Source organism: Parasphingorhabdus sp. (assembly GCF_036568145.1).
GTDB lineage: Bacteria > Pseudomonadota > Alphaproteobacteria > Sphingomonadales > Sphingomonadaceae > Parasphingorhabdus.
In genome coordinates this window covers 23,303-41,223 of sequence record NZ_DATCTC010000019.1, presented here as the reverse complement: position 1 = coordinate 41,223, position 17,921 = coordinate 23,303, and the positions used below count along the sequence as shown (strand labels likewise).

General features: G+C 55.4%; 16 protein-coding genes and 1 riboswitch. Of the genes, 7 read left to right on the top strand and 9 right to left on the bottom strand.

Annotated elements, in window-relative coordinates; translation table 11 throughout:
• Window positions 1–414: 414 nt before the first annotated feature.
• From VIN76_RS06895 to serS, 4 genes are all read right to left on the bottom strand, one after another.
• Entirely contained in the window at window positions 415–891 is a 477-nt protein-coding gene (locus tag VIN76_RS06895; protein ID WP_332041095.1) for a hemerythrin domain-containing protein, read from the bottom strand.
• Window positions 892–968: 77 nt separating this feature from the next.
• Window positions 969–2,072 (bottom strand): potassium channel family protein, encoded by a 1,104-nt coding sequence (locus VIN76_RS06890; RefSeq protein WP_332041094.1) that lies wholly within the window; start codon window positions 2,070–2,072, stop codon window positions 969–971.
• A gap of 197 nt (window positions 2,073–2,269) precedes the next feature.
• On the bottom strand, window positions 2,270–3,037 hold the full coding sequence (surE, locus tag VIN76_RS06885) for a 5'/3'-nucleotidase SurE (RefSeq protein ID WP_332041093.1): 768 nt from the start codon (window positions 3,035–3,037) through the stop codon (window positions 2,270–2,272).
• A 43-nt stretch (window positions 3,038–3,080) separates the two neighbouring features.
• Window positions 3,081–4,367, bottom strand: a complete 1,287-nt coding sequence (gene serS / locus VIN76_RS06880; protein ID WP_332041092.1) for a serine--tRNA ligase — start codon at window positions 4,365–4,367, stop codon at window positions 3,081–3,083.
• Window positions 4,368–4,441: 74 nt separating this feature from the next.
• Between serS and VIN76_RS06875 the strand changes: the two genes are divergently transcribed.
• The 4 genes from VIN76_RS06875 to VIN76_RS06860 all read left to right on the top strand — a co-directional run bounded on the left by VIN76_RS06875 (window position 4,442) and on the right by VIN76_RS06860 (window position 8,168).
• Complete coding sequence (locus tag VIN76_RS06875; RefSeq protein WP_332041091.1) at window positions 4,442–5,128, top strand: hypothetical protein; 687 nt, start codon at window positions 4,442–4,444, stop codon at window positions 5,126–5,128.
• A gap of 808 nt (window positions 5,129–5,936) precedes the next feature.
• Window positions 5,937–6,401: an RNA polymerase-binding protein DksA gene (dksA, locus tag VIN76_RS06870; RefSeq protein WP_414696299.1), complete on the top strand. Its 465-nt coding sequence runs from the start codon at window positions 5,937–5,939 to the stop codon at window positions 6,399–6,401.
• Window positions 6,402–6,645: 244 nt separating this feature from the next.
• The gene (locus VIN76_RS06865; protein ID WP_332041090.1) at window positions 6,646–7,062 is read left to right on the top strand and encodes a PilZ domain-containing protein; all 417 of its coding nucleotides are present in this window, start codon (window positions 6,646–6,648) and stop codon (window positions 7,060–7,062) included.
• Window positions 7,063–7,127: 65 nt separating this feature from the next.
• On the top strand, window positions 7,128–8,168 hold the full coding sequence (locus tag VIN76_RS06860) for a CaiB/BaiF CoA-transferase family protein (RefSeq protein ID WP_332041089.1): 1,041 nt from the start codon (window positions 7,128–7,130) through the stop codon (window positions 8,166–8,168).
• Window positions 8,169–8,367: 199 nt separating this feature from the next.
• Here VIN76_RS06860 and VIN76_RS06855 read toward each other — a convergent pair whose 3' ends face one another.
• Window positions 8,368–9,021: a cytochrome c family protein gene (locus VIN76_RS06855; protein WP_332041088.1), complete on the bottom strand. Its 654-nt coding sequence runs from the start codon at window positions 9,019–9,021 to the stop codon at window positions 8,368–8,370.
• 233 nt (window positions 9,022–9,254) lie between these two features.
• Between VIN76_RS06855 and VIN76_RS06850 the strand changes: the two genes are divergently transcribed.
• On the top strand, window positions 9,255–10,166 hold the full coding sequence (locus tag VIN76_RS06850) for a prephenate dehydratase (protein WP_332041087.1): 912 nt from the start codon (window positions 9,255–9,257) through the stop codon (window positions 10,164–10,166).
• A 5-nt stretch (window positions 10,167–10,171) separates the two neighbouring features.
• On the opposite strand, the gene VIN76_RS06845 is transcribed toward VIN76_RS06850, so the two are convergent.
• The 4 genes from VIN76_RS06845 to VIN76_RS06830 are packed head-to-tail and all read right to left on the bottom strand — an operon-like array spanning window position 10,172 to window position 14,766.
• Window positions 10,172–10,951 carry an ABC transporter ATP-binding protein gene (locus VIN76_RS06845; protein WP_332041086.1) on the bottom strand — a complete coding sequence of 260 codons (780 nt, stop codon included), beginning with the start codon at window positions 10,949–10,951 and terminating at the stop codon, window positions 10,172–10,174.
• Window positions 10,951–11,919 (bottom strand): iron ABC transporter permease, encoded by a 969-nt coding sequence (locus VIN76_RS06840; RefSeq protein WP_332041085.1) that lies wholly within the window; start codon window positions 11,917–11,919, stop codon window positions 10,951–10,953. The genes VIN76_RS06845 and VIN76_RS06840 overlap by 1 nt, the downstream gene beginning before the upstream one ends.
• Window positions 11,916–12,845, bottom strand: coding sequence for an ABC transporter substrate-binding protein (locus VIN76_RS06835; protein ID WP_332041084.1), 930 nt, complete (start codon window positions 12,843–12,845; stop codon window positions 11,916–11,918). The genes VIN76_RS06840 and VIN76_RS06835 overlap by 4 nt, the downstream gene beginning before the upstream one ends.
• Before the next feature lies 1 nt (window position 12,846).
• Window positions 12,847–14,766, bottom strand: coding sequence for a TonB-dependent receptor plug domain-containing protein (locus VIN76_RS06830; RefSeq protein WP_332041083.1), 1,920 nt, complete (start codon window positions 14,764–14,766; stop codon window positions 12,847–12,849).
• A gap of 133 nt (window positions 14,767–14,899) precedes the next feature.
• Window positions 14,900–15,099, bottom strand: a riboswitch (cobalamin riboswitch).
• A 106-nt stretch (window positions 15,100–15,205) separates the two neighbouring features.
• Here VIN76_RS06830 and VIN76_RS06825 point away from each other — a divergent pair.
• Both VIN76_RS06825 and VIN76_RS06820 read left to right on the top strand, forming a co-directional pair.
• Entirely contained in the window at window positions 15,206–17,014 is a 1,809-nt protein-coding gene (locus VIN76_RS06825) for a copper resistance system multicopper oxidase (RefSeq protein ID WP_332041082.1), read from the top strand.
• Window positions 17,011–17,910, top strand: a complete 900-nt coding sequence (locus tag VIN76_RS06820; protein WP_414696298.1) for a copper resistance protein B — start codon at window positions 17,011–17,013, stop codon at window positions 17,908–17,910. The genes VIN76_RS06825 and VIN76_RS06820 overlap by 4 nt, the downstream gene beginning before the upstream one ends.
• The last annotated feature ends 11 nt before the right edge of the window (window positions 17,911–17,921 follow it).

The window sequence follows — 17,921 nt, the reverse complement described above, 5'->3', positions numbered from 1 at the left end:
CCACGCTCAGGCGGCAGCAACGGCCCGATCAATTCCCATTCAGCATCCGACAAATCCCCGCGGCCCATGACTACTCCTCAAAAAGCAGCCTTGAATCACAACTCGGTGTGGTTGGGAATCCCTTTTGTCAACACGACCTAGTATAGTCATTTGGTGAAACAATACTGGGCGATCTGGGTTCAGAACTACAGGCCCATAAAAAAAAGGGCAGTAACAGCACATATAGCTTCATATCTGACCAGTCCTCTCCCGGTCCTATGCTCTATTTTTGGCCGACAGTCGAGCCCAAGGCTAACAGATACGATATTATCGCCCGTCATCCCCGCGCAGGCGGGGATCCAGCTACCTAAACCTTGCAGAAGAAAAGCTGGATTCCCGCCTGCGCGGGAATGACGGGGTTGGGCTTATGCCCGCCTATTCCCGATCATCATGCTCCACGCCTTGCTGTGCGCTTTCCAGTTCTGCCGGATAGCGGTCGGCATATATGTCGCCAAGGCGTTCTTCGCATTTTGCGGCGAATTCTTCATCGGCGGCGGGGAACATTTCTTGTTCTTCCTCTTCGATATGATGCTCGTAATCGTGGCGCAGTGTCTTGAATTTCTGAAGCCAGCCGGATGATGACATGTCCATTTCAGACAACTCGGCCAACAGGTCGTCCAGTTCTTTATGTTCGGCGACGGAATGGCGGCCATCATCCTGCAACTCTGGTCGCGACAGCATTTCGGCGTAAAGGGATTGCTCCTCTGCATTTGCGTGCGCGGTCACTTCTTCGCGAAATTCGGTAAATAATTCGCGCCGCTCCGCGCTGTCACCTTCGGTTTTCATAATTTTTTTAATGAGATCACGATGCTTGTCATGATCTTCTTTAAGAAGGTCGAATATCTTCGCCATAGCTATTGTCTCCTATTCCGGAAGACTTACGCCTGATGGACTGGATAGTTCCAAGAGTACAGAATGATAATCGGCTTTTATTCAGCTTGCCCCGCACCTGTAGCAGGCGCATCCTTGGCAACAGTCCGCTTATCACGCTTGTATTCCGCATCATGGACGGGCACTATCATTACGATGACATCGCCGGCTTCAAGGCTCTTCGCCTCCTCTTCCCAGAATCCATAGGCATTTTGGTCGCGGTAAATGCGGACGCCTATCCCTTCTTTGGTAATGTCCTGCATCGACTGACCGACTTCATCTTCACTAACAGATCGCTGCACTAATTTTACCCGGCCAGTTGCCGATGCCAGATCACTTAGATAATCGGATATTTTGGCGCCTTCACAGCTGCCCGCTAGTAACAATCCGGCAAAGCTAACCGGATTGATTACCGTTGTCGCCCCTGCTTGCCGTGCCAGCATTTCGTTATCCGCCGCGCGGACCGATACAATGATTGGCAGGTGGTAAGCGAGGTGACGAGCGGTCAGCACGATCAATATGCTGGTATCATCACGGCCAGCGGAAACAATCATAGAGCGAGCGCGGGATATTTTGACATCCATTAACACACCGTCGCGTGTGGCATCACCATTTATCACGGCACAGCCAAGTTTTTCGGCCTCCGCCAAGGCATCATCAAAAGGATCTATCACGACAATTTCACCCGGGTTGGTCCCGCGCGCTATTAATTCATGTACCGCCTCTTTACCGCTGGTGCCGAAACCGGCGATCACTATATGATCGTGCAGATTATTCTGGATAATTTTCATGCGCCACCTGTCCCAGGTTCTTTTGAATACGAAATTATAGGCCGTGCCGACAAATATAAGCACAACGAAGATGCGAATGGGAGTCACAAGCAAGGCATCAAACAACCGTGCACGCTCGGTCACAGGGGCAATGTCCCCGTAACCGGTGGTCGTTATCGATATCATCGTAAAATAAATGACATCGTAAAAACTGACATCCCCGTCATAGCTGTCCTGCAAACCAGTGCGGTCAAACCAGTGCACCGCAACCGCAGCGCTAATCAGCCCCAATACGAACAATACTCGCCATGTGATATCCAGCCATATCGGCATGCTCGCGCGGCGGCGCAGCGTTAAATAATCGGAAATATTACGGGTTATGCGCCGGGCCATCAGGCAATCAGACCCGCTTCGGCAAATAGTGGACGGAAATTACCTGCTTGGGTTCGTGACGGTGTTCAAAATACAATTGTGGTTCCCGTATATTGCCGCTGTCTCCAGCCGGACCCCCTACTATCACCGTGCCTGATCTTTTGTCCACGCGATCTTTTATGCACACGCATCATCCGGCTTTCCTAATCGTAAAAAGATTACTGGTCGTAGAGCTTTTTTAAATTGTCCATCGACCTGTAATGGGTGAGGTCAAGATGCAGCGGAGTGATGGAGACATAGCCCGCAGCAATGGCCTCCAGATCGGTACTATGCGCCGGTGTTTCGACCATCGGGCCAAGGCCGAACCAGTAGTATTCAAACCCCCGCGGGTCACGGTTGCTGATAATCTGTAACCGGCCATAATCACGGATACCCTGCGTCACCACACGGATGCCCTTGACCTCGGCCGGGGGCAGCGCGGGGAAATTGATATTGACCAGTGTGCGGTGGTCCATACGCTGTTTAATCAGCGGGCGCAGCACCCGTTCCCCCCAATGCGTGGCCGCTTCAAACGGAACCGCCTCGCCCATATCCTCTCGCGCATAGCTTTGGCTAAGCGCAATTGACGGAATCCCGGCCAGCGCTCCTTCCATCGCGGCGGAAACCGTACCTGAATAGGTCACATCCTCGCCCAGATTGGCGCCGCGATTGACACCGGACAGGATCAGGTCGGGCGGGTTGTCCTTCATGATTTTCGCAACCGCCATCATCACGCTGTCCGTCGGCGTACCATCAACAGAATATTGCTGGTCACCGCGCTTGCGCACGCGCAAGGGACGAGTGAGGGTCAGTGAATGACCCGCGCCCGAGTTTTCATCGGAAGGCGCGACGATCCAGATGTCGTTGGAAAAATGCTGCGCGATATCGAGCAATATCTTCATGCCGGGGGCATCAAACCCATCATCATTCGTCAGCAAAATGCGCATGGTATTTCCTTTTTTCTTTCATGCCCCACCGAACCCCAGAAGATTAGGCAGTGGGAGCAGCCAGCCGTTCGATACCGCCCATATAAGCTTTTAACACTTCCGGAATTAAGACAGAACCATCCTCTTGCTGATAATTTTCCAGCACCGCAACCAAAGTCCGGCCAACCGCCAGGCCAGAACCGTTCAGCGTATGGACAAACTGTGTGCCCTTAGTTTCCCCTTCACTGCGGAAACGGGCGTTCATCCGCCGCGCCTGATAGTCGCCGCAATTGGAAATGCTCGAAATCTCCCGGTAACTATCCTGCCCCGGTAGCCATACTTCCAGATCATAGGTTTTACGTGCCGTTGCCCCCATGTCGCCGGTGCAAAGCAGCATTTTTCGATAGGGCAGTTCCAGCGCTTTCAGTATCGATTCTGCCGCCTCGGTCATCCGCACATGCTCGGCTTCGCTGTAATCGGGATGGGCAATTGCCACCATCTCGACCTTTTCAAACTGGTGCTGGCGGATCAGGCCCTTAGTATCCTTGCCCGCTGCTCCAGCTTCGCTGCGGAAACAGGGGGTAAGCGCGGTCAGACGGATCGGTAATTGCGCTTCATCCAATATCTGTTCCCGCACGCTGTTGGTCAAGCTGACCTCTGCGGTTGGGATGAGCCAGCGGCCATCGGTGGTCTGAAACAGGTCTTCGGAAAATTTGGGAAGCTGCCCCGTGCCAAATACAGCCTCGTCACGCACCAGAAGCGGTGGCGCGCATTCCTGAAAGCCGTTTTGCATCGTCTGCTGGTCCAGCATATATTGGGCAATAGCACGTTGCAGCCGCGCCATTTGTCCGCGCAGGAACGCAAAGCGAGCGCCCGACATATTTGCCGCCGTTTCAAAATCCAGCCCCAGCGGCGGACCGATATCGCTATGCTCGCGCGGCTTGAAATCAAAGCTGCGCGGAGTGCCCCACCGTTCAATCTCGACATTATCGTCTTCGTCAGCGCCCTGCGGGACATCGGCGTCGGGCAGGTTGGGAAGCGCGGCCAGAATATCACGCAATTTTGCCGAAACCGCACGCCCCTGCTCTTCCAGTGCCGGCAGGCTGCTTTTCAGTTCCGAAACCTCGGCCATCAGCGCCTGCGCGGTTTCCTCATCGCCCTGCCCCTTGGCCTTGCCGATAGCTTTGGATGCTTCGTTGCGCCGTGCCTGCCCTTCTTGCAGCCTGGTCGTGATCGCGCGGTTTTCCTCGTCCAGTGCCAATATGGCCGCTGCCACTGGTTCGCCGCCGCGCCGCGCCAAAGCGGCATCGAAAGCGGCCGCGTTTTCCCTGATATATTTTAAATCATGCATGGGATAAGCCTATGCCGAGCGGGCCGCTTTCATTCAAGCCTCAATCTTGTGCTTAGGTAAAGACGGAAGCGCAGTTGGAAAGCCAAATCGAAAACGGCCGGATCACCCCCGGCCGTTCCCTTGTCTATTTTACGCTTTCAGCCTGTCAGGCTTGCGCAGCTTCCTTTGCCATACGGCTTCCCCGACGGCTGCGGGCGAACAGGGCTGCTGACGCTGCACCAAAGAGCAGGACGACTGGCGGGGCCGGAACAGGTGTTCCGCTGGAACCGCCATTGGACCCTCCACTACTCGACGAGCTGGAGCTGCTGCTCGAAGAGGAAGAACTGCTTGAAGAGGAACTGGAACTGGACGTGCTATTGCCGCCAAAGCTGGATGACGTGCTGCTTGCCCCGGATGAAGTAGATGAACTGGACGAGCTGCTCGATGAAGAACTGGAACTGCTCGACGAACTGGACGAACTGCTCGTGCTCACACCGCCAGTGGAGGTGCTAACCCCGCCAGTGGAGGTGCTAACCCCGCCAGTGGAAGTGCTAACCCCGCCAGTGGAAGTGCTGACATTACCCGACGATGTGCTGGTTGAACCGCCTGTGCTGGAAATACCGCCGGTTGATGTGCTGGTGGAGCCGCTGCTGGTGGAGCTGCCGCCGGAAGAGGTGCTGGTCGATCCACCGCTGCTGGTCGAGGAGATGACGACCGAACCGCCACCCGATCCCCCGCCAAAAAATCCGCCGAAGAACCCGCCGCCAAAGCCGCCACCATAACCGCTGCTGCCGCCGATGATGACAGGATCAGAGCCGCCGCCGCTTTCCATCACGGGGATAGCGGGAACGGGAGGAGGAATATAGGCAGCCGGTTGAGCAACATGCACTACCGTCGGGGCGCAGGAAGGATCCGTTTGCGTTACCACCCGGCGAACGCGCTGCAGTTTGCGCGGGGCCTTTGGTGGCTGTGCTCTGCGAACCGTTTTCTTGTCGACCTTTTTAATATACGGCGCGGCCGGTGCTTCTGAGACATGCACTGCACCGCCCCCGATTAACGCGCCGCCACATGTTAAAGCACATAATTTTGTCAACGCCATTTTTACCGACATTTTATCCACTCTCTTCCGCTTTGAAGCTGACAGATGGACCAGAAACAGATGCTGTCTGGTAATCCGGCGCTCCGATAGAACCAAAAGCGCAGAAAAATTCAGCAGCTACAATTAAATTAACCCTGTTTTTAGAACCGATTTGGGAATGATCCGGATCAATCCTCCACAAGCAAAGTTAATGTCCCGAAATGACACTGTTTAGGGCGCAAGTCTTTCGCTTAGCCGCAAAAAAACGAGCCATTCACCAAAGTATAAAGTTGCTTTAAATAGCTTTAACCAACAGTATCGATTCGATTTCCGGACCATTCACATCCTGTGCTGAAGTGAAGGTGTCGCAAGAATCTGACACCCACTACATATTGTATCTTGTATATGGCGAACGCCAAGTTTATAGGCCCGCCACAGAGCCTTTTGTAACGCCCACCCATGTTGGTTGGTTCGTTATTGAGTAATTTTTTACCGTTGGTGGAGAGTAAGTTTTGGCGACCTCAGCGAAAAATTCAACCGCTTCTGAAAGTGGTTCAAATGGCGAAATTATTCTGGATGACGACTATCGGCCCAGCCCTGACGAAGAATTTATGAATGAACGGCAACTGGCCTATTTCAAGCGCGCTCTGGAAAAATGGAAGCGCGACATTATCGAAGAATCCAAGGAAACGCTGGCCCATTTGCAAGACGGGCCGATCCAGGATGCGGACCTGAACGACCGTGCCTCCAGCGAAAGCAACTGGGGTCTGGAACTGCGGACCCGCGACCGGCAACGCAAGCTGACATCCAAAATTGATGCGGCCCTGCGGCGAATCGAAGAAGGTGAATATGGCTATTGCCAGGTAACCGGTGAACCGATTTCGCTTGAGCGGCTGGAAGCACGTCCAATCGCCACCATGAGCGTCGAGGCACAGGAAGCCCACGAGCGCAACGAGAAAATCTCGCGCGATCAATAAGTTAATACTGGCCGGGTAAACCGGGCCATATCCATTACCAACCGCCCCAAATTGCGTTAAAACTTTGGGGTGAGGAAGATGCTTGCCTAAAGGACTGGCTATGGCACTTCAAATGGGCATGCCAACTTTCCCCGATAGTGTTTCGCAACATATAAGCATGTATAATCTTAACTAATTTTCCATCATTTCACCCCTATTACCTGCGTCGAGCAAAGTTGTTCTAAAACAGAGTCGCAGGAAGTTCATGAGAGAGCCATTTGACGAGAACTTGGGGAAAAACAGCCAGACAAGCGGCCTGCCCAAGCGTGAGCTCGAACGGGACAGCCTTTTTCTGCACGCAACATTGCGCTTTGTAGAAGGTGATGATTGCGGCGAAGTTCGTATTCGCAACCTGTCGGCTGGAGGCTTGATGGCCGAGGCCCCGGTCATCGCCAAACGGGGCGACAAAGTAGAGCTGGAACTGCGTAATATTGGCCGTGTCACTGGCAATGTGGCATGGGTGGCCCAAGGGCGTTTGGGCATAGCGTTCGACCATGCGATTGATCCAAAGCTTGTTCGCAAGCCCGTGGAAAAATCAAAACATGTCATGCCCAGCTATCTAAAACCATTGAAAGAACACAATAAGCGCACACCTCTGCGCAGCGGGCCCCGCTCACGATAAATCTACTTGATTAGAATCCAAGCTCTGCATAGGACGCTTAATCACTTGATTAAACGGAGCAGGTTATGGCTGGACCACTAGCAGGAATAAACATCGTCGAATTTGCGGGCATTGGTCCCGGACCATTTTGTGGCATGATGCTCGCAGATCAGGGTGCCAGCGTCACTGTTCTACACCGCCCCGGCGGCGCGCCCGATAGCCGCCTCGCCCTCTCCCGCTCGCGCAAGCTGGTCGAGGTGGACCTGAAATCCGAAGCCGGAATCCAAAAGGCGCGCGATCTGGTTAAACAGGCTGATGGCCTGATCGAGGGTTTCCGTCCCGGTGTTATGGAGCGGCTTGGCCTTGGCCCCGACGTCCTGTTGAAAGATAATCCAAAACTGGTGTTCGGACGGATGACCGGCTGGGGCCAATATGGGCCTCTCGCGCATGCTGCAGGCCATGATATCAATTATATTTCCATCTCTGGCGCTCTTCATGCCTTTGGCCGTGAAGGGGAAAAACCGACACCACCGGCCAATATGGTTGGTGATTTTGGCGGTGGCGGCATGATGCTGGCTCTCGGCATGGTTTCCGCGTTGCTACACGCCAAAACCGGCGGTGAAGGCCAGGTTGTCGATTGTGCCATGACCGATGGATCAGCGGCATTGATGGCGATGATTTTCGACTTTCACAATATTGGCCAATGGCGGGATGAACGCGGCGTCAACATGCTTGATACCGGAGCGCATTTCTATGACAGCTATGAAACGTCTGATGGCAAATATATCTCGATCGGATCGATCGAGCCGCAATTTTATGCCCAATTGCGCCAAGTTACCGGATTGGAAAACGACGCCGATTTCGATCCGCAGATGAACCCGAAATCATGGGGTCAGCTGAAAGAAAAACTGACTGCCATTTTCCTGACTAAAACGCGTGATGAATGGTGCGAGCTGATGGAGGGCACCGACATTTGCTTTGCCCCCGTCCTGTCCCTTGCCGAAGCGAAAAATCATCCGCATAATGTCGCACGCGAAACATTTGTCGATGTCGGCGGCCAAATGCAACCTGCCCCGGCCCCCCGATATTCGGCCACAAAGTCGGACACGCCTACACCACCGGCTTGACTTGGGCCGGCCTGACTTGGCGTTTTAGTGCAACCAACTCACCGTCATTCCCGCGCCAAGCGGGGATGACGCCATTGGCGCGCTGCATACATGTGAATGGCCATAAAGGCCAAAGACGTGACCGATCTTCGAATCGACAGACTCAGGATAATGACGAAGGGAATGAAGTGAGCTTCATTCCCTTATAATAAGGTCCGGCTTATTCGGTCGCAGCTGTTTCGGCTACTTCTGCGGCTTCCTCTGCTGCTGGTGCAGCGGCGTCGTCTGTGGCGGCGACTTCTTCACCCTCTGCAGGGGCTTCGCCTTCCGCAGTCGCTTCTTCGGCAGCTGGCGGCTCAGGATACGGAAGATTCGATCCTTGTGAATTCAGATAGGCGATGAGGTCCGCGCGCTCCTGCGGTTTGCTGAGGCCAGCGAAGGTCATTTTCGTGCCCGGTGCATATTTACGCGGGGATTGCAGCCACTCGCTCATATTTTCAAAATCCCAGTTGCCGGGAATTGAAGTCAGAGCATCGCTATAGGCAAATCCGGCAACATGGCCGTGTGCTTTGCCAAGCGCACCATATAGATTCGGTCCGATACCATTGGCACCGCCCTGGTTGATCGTGTGGCAGGCGACGCATTTTTTAAAAGTGGCTTCACCGGCTGCAATATCGGCATTGGCAAGAAATACACTGATCGGTTCTTCGGCCGAACCACCGCCTGATGATTCTACGCCTTCAATTTCAAATCCCATGGTCTCAGGGCGGTCAGGCTTATCGGCATGAAAGTATTTTCCGCTGAGAATTGAAAAACTAAGCGCTGCGATTGCGCCTGCCAGAACCCAGCCAGCAATGGTGTTGTTATTATCCATCTTGTCTTAAACCCCGTGAATCATGTGCAGCAGCAGCCTGCGGAAACTTTGGGCTGTTCTCTAATAACAGCATCGGTTCAAAGCAAGACCTCAATTGCGCCCGCTCTTACTTATGTTTCATGGTTGATATTATTTCGCCAGCGCCGCGTTTCGAGATCGGGTCTTGCTTAAGCTGGCTGCATGCGGCAATCGCGGCAATTCAATAGCCTCTCGCAGCACAGGATTTGATAGTAATGGACAGCTTTCCCAAAAATGCCTTGGGCATGGTGAACAAAATGGCGGAAACAGCCGCTGAAGCACCGGACAAGGCAATTGCGTTTCAGGGCGCGCCGGGTGCCAATTCCCATCTGGCGGCAATGGAATATGCGCCGGATTGCCTACCGCTGCCCTGTTTTTCGTTCGAGGACGCGCTGGACGCCGTAAAGCAAGGAAAAGCCGGATCGGCGATAATACCCATCGAAAACAGCCTGCATGGACGGGTGGCGGATATCCATTTCCTTTTGCCCGAATCGGGCCTGCATATTGTTGCGGAACATTTTATGCGTATTCGCCACTGTTTGATGGCAAAATCCGTTGATGCCGAAATCAGAACGGCGATGAGCCACCCGCAAGCACTGGGCCAGTGCCGCCATTATCTGCGCGCGCGTAATATTATTCCGGTTGCCTATGCCGATACCGCTGCTGCGGCGGCCTATGTCGCGCAGTCCGATGACCCCCATGCCGCCGCGATTGCCCCTGCCTTGTCCGCGCAGATTTACGGATTACAACCGATTGCCGAAGCGATTGAGGACGAAGACCATAATATGACGCGCTTTGTCATACTCGCCGCGCAGGCCAGTGCACCGGCGGCAGGTGGGCCCGATAATCTCCCGCTCATGACCACCTTAGTCTTTGAGGTGAAAAATATACCTGCCGCGCTTTACAAGGCAATGGGGGGCTTTGCGACAAATGGTGTGAACATGACCAAGTTGGAAAGCTATCAGGAAGGCGGCAGCTTCGCGGCCTCGAAATTCTATGCCGATATCGAAGGCGCACCGGGTGATCCGCCTGTTGACCGCGCTTTGGCAGAGCTGGAATTCCACTGCAACGAAGTCCGCTTGCTCGGCACCTATCGACAGGCACGGCGCCGCGGAACCGATGCGTAATTAACTCACCTCAGCCGACGCACGGGAACTACCAAAGGCTCGCCCGTGTCGTTGGTGCTGATATGGACTTCCACGCCATAAGCTTCTGCCATGATGTCAGCGGTGATAACCTTTGCGCGTGGGCCAGAGGCCAATATTCTGCCGCCTTTCATCACTATCACTTCGTCGGCAAATCGCGCGGCCTGGGTCAAATCGTGAAGCACGACAATCACCCCGTTACCCATGCCTGCATAAGCTTTCAGCCGTTCCAGAACATCAAACTGGTGCGCGGGATCCAGACTGGCCAGCGGTTCGTCGGCAAGTAGCCAGCGCGGCTCCCCGGCCAGAACACGCGCCAGCAGGACACGCCCCTGTTCACCGCCCGACAGGCGCTGCGCCTTGCGATCCACAAGCGCCGTGCAATCGGTTGCCCTGATCGCGCGTTCTACCGCTTCATGGTCGGCGGCGCTCATCCCCCATCGGCCAGAATGGGGCAAGCGCCCCAATCCCACGATGGTTTTAACATCGACATTCCAGTGAATATCGGGCCGCTGCGGCAACAGGCCAATCGCCCTGCCCCGTGCGCTGCCGTCCAGCGACAAAAGCGGCTGTCCGTCCAGCATCACTGTTCCCGCTTGCGGTTCGCGCAAGCCCGCCAGACAGGAAAGCAGGCTGCTTTTTCCCGCTCCGTTTTCGCCCAGGATGACCGTCACGCGTCCCGGTTCAAAACCGCCGCTGATATTGTCGAGTATGTCCCTGCCCCTCAACGTCAGGGACAGGTTTTCGAAAGCAAGGTTACCGATCATCAGACAAGCTCCCGGCGCATTTTGGAAAGCAGGATTAAAAAGAACGGTGCGCCCAGTAATGCCATGGCGATGCCCAGCCGCAATTCGCTAACCGTCGGTAAAATCCGCACGGTGCTGTCTGCTATGACGACCAAGAGCGCCCCGGCCAGTGCAGAAGGGATCAAGACCGCCGATGGCCGGTGTCCCGCGAACGGACGCACCAAATGCGGCACGATCAGTCCGACAAAACCGATAATTCCTGCCGCCGCCACCGACGCGCCAACAGTCAAGCCAACACCCAGAACCGCAAGCCATTGCAGGCGATAGACATTGACGCCCATAGACCGCGCGGCATCTTCGCCCAGTGTCAGCGCATCCAGCGAACGCCCCGTGGCAAGCAGGAAGCCCATGCCAACAAACGTGATCGGCAGCGCAAGCTTTACATCATCCCAGCTTCGATCCGTCAGCGCACCCATGAGCCAGGTGATAATCTCTGTCGTCGCAAAGGGCGTCGGCGCAATGCTAATCATCAAGGAAGTCAGCGATCCGGCAAGGGTGGAAAGGATAACCCCTGCCAGTGTGAACAGGATCAGACTCCCCGTGCGCCCCGCGAGCAATGCCAGCAGACCCATGCCGATGCCTGCCCCTGCCAAGGCAAAGGCCGGCAGCATCCATGCCGCCATCGCATAGCCGAAATAGAGCGAGATAACCGCGCCGAGCGCAGAAGTGGACGACACGCCAAAAATACCGGGATCGGCCAGCGGGTTACGCAAATATCCCTGCATTGTCGCCCCCGCCATGCCCAGTCCTGCGCCGATCACTGCGCCCAGTATCGTGCGCGGCAAACGAAGTTCCATGATGATCAGCGCGCTAATATCATCGCCCAACCATGCAGCAGGTGACACCCAGACTTTACCGGCGGCCAGTGACAATATCATCGCCGCAAGCAGCGCGATGGCCAGACCAATATTCAACCGCAAACCGGTCATAAAGCCCCCTTATATTTACGGCGCTCTGCGGACAGGATCGTCACCGCATCGATCAGCGTCGGACCGGCGCAATGAAGCAGCCGCTCGGGATAGCGGGCGATGGTGATCCGGTCGGACAGCTTTTCCAGAACCGGATGCGGCATCACCGGCTGGCCGTCGCTACCAATCCTGACACCGTCTGAAAATAACAGGCGCGGAGGCCGATTGACCAGATGTTCCAGCGTCAGGACATCCCATTGCGCCAGCCCATAATCCTTGCTGACATTGGCGAACCCCGTCCATCGCAGTAATTCGTCGGGCAATGTGCCTTCCCCCGGAACCAGTCCGCCGCGCCGCCAGATGAGGGCTGGAATCTTTTCATCATCCGCCGGCTTCGCCCGTTCGAAAGCATCGTCGATATTCTGGTTCAGCTGCTCGCCGCGATCTTGCTGGTCAATGATGTGGGCCAGATCGGTAATCTGCTGGCGGCTTTCGGCAACGCTTTGCGGGATGATGAGCTTGACCAGCGGTATGCCCAACCGCTCCAGCGCGCGCTCGGTCGGAATGGCAACATGGGAACTGGCAACCACCAGATCGGGCCGCATCGCCAGAATCTCTTCGGCAGTTCCGGAGGTGGCAGGAAATTGCAGCGCCCATTCCAGCGAGGCGGAACTTGCTTCCTTGTCGTGAGAATAATGGCTGATCGCCGCGATCTGGTCGCTGTCCGCCAGTTGCATCAACAAGGCATCGACACAGGGATTGATTGACACGATTCTGGTCGGATGGGCCGGAGGCTGCGCCTTTGCATCTGCGACCTCTGCACCAGCAAGCGGCGAGCGCACCCATATCATAATAGCGACTGCCATCACCGCGACCACAAGCAGGGACACAGCCGCCAACCGTCCGCGGTGAAAGCGGGACAGAACGGCGGCTGCATCATGCTTCATATCAGTATCTCAACCGCACACCGGCAAAGGCAGACCGGCCAAATGTGCCATAGGTAAAGACCGATTCATATTTCTCGTCGAACAGATTGTCCACGCGGCCATATAATTCGATATTTTCCGTAACCGGAAGCGCAGCCCGCACATCGACGAGCACGTAACCCGCAGTCTTGTTGGTGTTCGCTATATCTTCATAATGCGACCCGATATGCGTGACCGTTGCGCCGGTTTTCAAACGAAAGGACCAGTCATAGTCGATCGAGGCATTGACGCTGTGTTCAGGACGGCGGTTTAGCTTAAGCCCGGTATCGCGGTCCTTTGCATCAATCAGGCTATAGTTTAGCGACCAGGTCAACGCATCTACCGGGCGGGCCAGGAGCGACAGCTCCACCCCTTGCGCCTTTGTGCGGTCTATATTGTCATAGACGCCAAAGGGACGGTCGGTACAGATGCCGGTGGAGACGGGGCAGTTGATAAAGTTTATCAGATTTTCGCTGGTCCGGCGGAATACCGTCGCGCTCAGTTCCAGCTTGCCGTCCACAAGAAGCTGCGTCACACCTGCATCATAGCTGGTCGATGTTTCGGGGTTCAGGCTGTTGTTCCCGTAATCGCTGAATAGCTGATACAAGGAAGGTACTTTGAAGCCCTCGCCATAGCTTGCGCGGAATATCGTATTGCCGTCATTGGGGCTGTAAACCACATCTCCGGCAAAGGTCGTTGCCCCGCCAAATGTGGTGTGATCGTCATAGCGCATACCTGCGGTCGCGGTGAAACCGGACATCGGTGTGAGGCTGACCTGACCATATACACTGTCGGTATTGGCGCTGAAATACTCCGCTGTAGCGCCAGAGCCGGAACGGTATTTCGCCTTTTGCGTCTCTGCGCCAAAAACCGCCTGAACCATGTCCGAAAGGTCGAGTACGCCCTGATATTCAAACCGTTCATTCCGGCCCAGCGCTTCAAAAGTCTGCACATCTGCGTTGAACGTATCGCGCTTTGTGCTGGTATAGGTAAAGGCTACGCGGTTTTTGAAGCGGCCACCGAACAAATCGACATTCACCCCTGAATAGCCGACAAATTCCTCGTTATTGTCAACATCGTCTGTATCGCCAAAGCCGAATACGCCATTGGCAAACACAAAGCCGTCCAGGTCCGTCTTGCCATCTGAATAAAATCCGCGCAGATCAACGGAAACCGCGTCGCTCAACGTGATTTCCAGCTTACCGTTCGCGCCGAAATTGCGGTATCCGTCCCGCTCTGTCCCGCCGCGCTCTTCGTTAAAGGCGGAAATGCCCTCGCTTTCATAATAGCCCGCACCCGCGCTGGCCGCGACTGGTCCGAAACGTCCGGAAATATTGCCGGTCACATGGCCGGTATCGCGGTAGCCATATTCCGCGCGTGCATTGATGCTAAGCTCATCGGTAGGCTCGCGGGTAATGGCATGGACCACGCCGCCAATCGCCTGGCTGCCCCAGATCACCGATTGCGAACCGCGCAGCACTTCAATCCGTTCTATATTGCCGGTCATCAAATTGCCGAAGTTGAACCCACCGCCGGGCGATGTCGGGTCGTTGATCTTCACCCCGTCAATCAGCGCAACTGTATGCCTTGTATCTGCGCCGCGGATGAAAACGGAAGCCGCCGTCCCGACACCACCGCTTCGCGTAAACGTGACGCCCGGCACATTGCGGAGCAAGTCCACGACGGACACGCTTTGTGTCCGCTCTATACGCTCTTCGTCAATGACGGTGGTGGAGCGGCCGGTTTCTGACTGGGATTGCTCCATCCGGGATGCCGTGACTATGATGGCATCTTCCATCATCGCGCCATCCAGCGCAGCCGCATTTTCGGCAAAGGCCGGCTGGGCCGCTGCTAAAGAAGCAACCAGACAGGTGGAGGACAATAAGATATTATAAAAGCGCATATATATTCCTTTTTGACAATCATTCAAAAAGGCCACGCATATTGATGCCCATGAGGTTTCCACATGCGCAGCCCGATATAAATCGCCGCTGCGCGAGGAACCCCTCGATCATGTGGCACACCCCGTCCGCATGATAGAACGACAGCCACAGGCAGGTCTCCTGGCTCATGGTTCAACGCTATGCCCGTCCCCTTCCCAAACACGAAGTCCAGTGGGATTTGACAGGCCAGCTCACCAATCACAGTTGCGGGGGCAGCTTCGGTTCAGGACGTTTACGCCCTGCCGAATTCCCTTTTGATCCCGTTTCCGGGAACCTGTAGCGGGGGTCGCTCTAGTCTCGCTTATTGGACAGGGCAAGAGGAATTTATCCAAATACAAAACGCATTCCCGATGTAATCAGCCCTTGTCCTATACCTCTGGGGGGTATAGATGTGCTATCATGGTAAACCGTAACATTCCCCTTTCGCGCCGTGATATGATTGGCAGCCTCGCTGCTCTTGCCGGAGCTTCTGCCCTTCCCATGCCCGCCTGGGCGATGGGGCAAATAGAGGCACCGGTTCGCGGCGGGATTGACGAACTTTCGGGCGGAAAGATTGACCTTCACATCGGCAGCGGGCGTTTTGCAACGGGCGGGCGTTCCGGCCAAGCGGTTGCCGTTAATGGCAGCATTCCGGGGCCGCTCATCCGCCTGAAAGAGGGCAAACAGACCATCCTCAACATCCACAATATGCTCGACGAGGACAGCTCGATCCACTGGCACGGATTATTGCTGCCGTTCCAGTTTGACGGTGTTCCGGGGATCAGCTTTCCGGGCATTAAACCGGGCGATCATTTTCAAGTCCCCCTCACCCCACGCCAGTCCGGCACTTACTGGTGGCACAGCCATTCGGGCTTGCAGGAGCAGATGGGCCATTACGGACCGATTATCATTGAATCCGCTGGCCCCGACCCGGTGCAATATGACCGCGAGCATGTCATCTTGCTCAGCGAATTCACCCCGATGCACCCGCATAGCATCATGAAGAAACTGAAAGCCGGCGAAGGCTATTTCAGCGAGCAGAAAACATCCGCGACAGATGATTACGGCATGAGCGGGGCGGAAAAGCGGATGTGGGGGCGGATGCGGATGATGCCGACTGACATTGCCGACGTATCCGCGCCAGCTTATACTTATATGATAAACGGCCACGGTCCCGATGATGGTCTGGAATTGCCTTTCCGTCCCGGTGAGCGAGTCAGGCTGCGGATCATCAACGGCAGCGCGATGACGTTTTTCAACATCCGCTTGCCGGGATTGCCGATGACGGTGGTTCAGGCCGACGGGCAGAATGTTCAGCCGGTGGAAGTGGACGAACTGCAAATCGGGGTTGCCGAAACCTATGATGTGATTGTCACTCCCCAGCACGACGGAGCTTTTGCACTAGCCGCCGAATCCATGGACCGAAGCGGTATGGCGCAGGCTTCACTGACTTCCCAGGCGGGGCGCAAGGCCACCTTCCCTGCCCTTCGCGATCCGCCTTTGCTGAGCATGACCGATATGGGCCACGGAGGCATGGATCACGGCGGGATGGACTCTGACGGGATGGATCATGAGAGCATGAATCATGGCAGCGTGGACCACTCGCAAATGGGCCATAGCATGGACAGCGATAGCGCGATGGAAGGCCATGATATGGACGGTATGGGCGGCATGAACATGCGCGATACCAGCCTGCTGCCTCCCACTGTCAAAGTCGGCCCCGGCATTGATATGGTCGCGATGCAACCGCAGGACCGGACAGGCTATCCCGGACTTGGCCTCGACAAAGTTTCGCACCGCGTGCTGAATTACCGGATGCTGAAGTCGCTTGAAATGGACCATCACAAGCGCGAACCTGAACGGCAGATGGAACTCCATCTGACCGGCAATATGGAGCGCTATATGTGGTCCTTCGATGGCCGGAAATTTAGCGCCGTCGGCGATGCTCCCATTCGCTTTGGATATGACGAGCGGGTGCGGGTAAAGCTGGTCAACGACACGATGATGGCGCACCCCATTCATTTGCACGGCATGTTCTTTGAAATCGTCAACGGGCAAGGCCATTACCAGCCCAAAAAGCATACCGTCATCGTCCAGCCAGGGAGCAGCGCGACATTCGATGTGACGAGCGATGAACCGGGCGATTGGGCGTTCCATTGCCACTTGCTCTATCACATGCACGCCGGAATGATGCAGACCGTCAGCGTCGCATTTCCAAAGGACGCATGATGGGTAAATTTGTCAAAGCTACACTGGCGATTGCAGCAGCGGCAGTTGCACTCACCCCGGCATTGGCGCAAGCCCAGCATCACGATCACAACACGATGGACCAAGATGCAACGGATAAAGGTGCGATGGACCACTCCAGCCACCAGAGCGCTCCCGCTGCAAAGCCCTCTCCCAATAGCGAAACCGGAACGGCCAATGCCGCCGATGCAATCTGGGGTGCAGACGCGATGCGTGCTTCGCGGCAAGAACTGTATAAAAGCCACGGCGATATGCAGATTTTCTGGCTTCAGGGTGACCGGCTGGAATATCGCGCGCGGTCCGGAGATGATGCCTACTTGTGGGATGTTCAGGGCTATTATGGCGGCGACATCAACAAGTTGTGGTTCAAGAGCGAAGGAGAAGGCTCGTTCGGGGAATCGACTGAACAAGCGGAAGTGCAAGCCCTTTACAGCCGCGCCATCACGCCCTTTTTCGATCTTCAGGCAGGTGTCAGGCATGATTTTGCCGGACCAGACCGCACACATGCTGTGATCGGCATACAGGGTCTGGCACCTTATATGTTTGAAATTGACGGCGCGGCATTTTTGTCTGACAAAGGTGACCTGACCGCGCGTATCGAGGCAGAATATGACCAGCGTCTTACGGACAGGTTGATATTACAGCCGCGTGCAGAAATGAACCTGTCAGCACAGGACATCCCGGAACTGGGCATCGGTGCCGGGATAGACAGTGTCGAGCTGGGTCTGCGTCTGCGTTACGAAATCAAACGCGAATTCGCGCCGTACATCGGTATCGAGCAAGAATGGAAGACCGGCAATAGTGCGGACTATGCCCGCCTTTCCGGAGAAGACCCCAGCGTCACCAACTATGTGGTGGGCGTACGTTTCTGGTTCTGATTTGTGAAAAT